This window comes from Stutzerimonas stutzeri (assembly GCF_024448715.1).
GTDB lineage: Bacteria > Pseudomonadota > Gammaproteobacteria > Pseudomonadales > Pseudomonadaceae > Stutzerimonas > Stutzerimonas stutzeri_AR.
Genome location: NZ_JAMOHZ010000022.1, coordinates 1 through 1,625 on the forward strand (window position 1 = coordinate 1; position 1,625 = coordinate 1,625).

General features: G+C 55.0%; 1 protein-coding gene. It reads right to left on the reverse strand.

From position 1 onward, the window contains the following. Positions 1–121: 121 nt before the first annotated feature. The gene (locus tag NAV33_RS21365; protein WP_255983763.1) at positions 122–1,552 is read right to left on the reverse strand and encodes an IS1182 family transposase; all 1,431 of its coding nucleotides are present in this window, start codon (positions 1,550–1,552) and stop codon (positions 122–124) included. Positions 1,553–1,625 lie beyond the last annotated feature (73 nt).

The following is a 1,625-nucleotide window of genomic DNA, read 5'->3' on the forward strand; positions in this document are numbered from 1 at the left end:
TGAGCAACGGCCCCTGTCGGTGCAGCGAGGACGCTATTCAACGTCACAGAAGCGCATCAGTAGCGGCTAGAGTCTCCAGACCCGACCTGAGGCAATCCAGGGCGATCCCTGTAGCGGTTTGTTAGGCCGACATCGCCTTCATCAGGTTGCTGGTTCCTATGATGTTCATGACTCGCTTCAAGTTATAGGCGAGCACATTCAAGCTCATCTCCGCCCCGACGCCAGGCAGCCGACGTGTCAGGAAATGCGTTGCGCCCATCCATTGTTTGAGCGTCCCGAAGGGGTGCTCAACAGTTCGTTTTCGAATTCGCATCATCTCAGATGCGTTATTCAGCCGGGTCTGCATTTCCTCTAACACCGCTTCATGTTCCCAGCGCCGAACCCGTCGTTGCTTGCTCGGTGTGCACTGCAATTTCAAAGTGCAGCTTTGGCATTTCGAACTCCAGTACCGGTGCAGCTTCATGCCTTTTTCAACGCTGGAGAAACGCCAAATCAGCGCCTCTCCAGCCGGGCAGGTGTATTCGTTTTTCGCCGAGTCGTAGATGAAGACGTCATTGTTGAAGCGCCCGTCGGCCTTGGCTGCTGAGGTCATCGGTTTGGGGACATAGGTGATGATATTGGCATCGTGGCAAGCCAGGATTTCCTCGCTCTTGAAGTAACCTCGATCAGCTACAACCGACAGCGTTTCTGAAGCCATCGCTTTCCGTGCTTGCTTCGCCATCGAGCTGAGTTGGTCGCGGTCTGAGCCGGCGTTGGTGACCTCATGAGCAACGACCAAATGATGCTGGGTGTCGACTGCGGTCTGCACGTTGTAGCCAACGATTCCAGTACCGCGAGTCATCATCGAGCGGGCATCCGGATCGGTCAGGGAGACCTGTTTGTCCGGCGATTCGTTGAGCTGGATTTCAATCGCCTGAAGCTCTTTCATCTGGGCCTTTAGCTTGACGATTCTCTCTTCCAGCCGCGCTGCTTTGGGCTGAGAGGATTTAGGTTCTGCCTGGTCAGCAGCATCGAGCGCCGTGAGGTAACGGCTGATGCTCGATTCAATTTCCTCCATTCGCCGCTTCAGTTTGGCGCTGGTGAAGTTGCGATCGCGATTGTTGACTGCCTTGCATTTGCTGCCGTCGATGGCAACCAGATTTTCTCCGAACAGCCCTAGCTGCTGACACAGCACAACGAACTGCCGGCAGACGCCTCGGATGGCCTTGCTGTTATCTTTCCGGAAGTTGGCGATGGTCTTGAAATCCGGCATCAACCGCCCGGTCAGCCACATCAGTTCGACGTTGCGCTGAGTCTCTCGCTCAAGGCGCCGACTCGATTGAATACGGTTGAGATAGCCGTAGATATAGATCTTCAGCAAGATCGCAGGGTGGTAAGCAGGCCGGCCTGTATCCGCTGGAGTTGCGCTTTCAAAACCCAACGAAACCAGGTCGAGTTCATCAACGAAGACGTCAACCACTCGCACCGGACTGGTATCGCTGACGTAGTCGTCAAGGCTCTCAGGGAGCAACGTACTTTGGCCTCGATGCTCACCTTGAATGAAGCGCTTCATGGGTGACCCTTGCGATGGAATCGCCCGAAATCATAGCAAGGGTTCGATCAGACGTTTTTACACACTCTGGGCC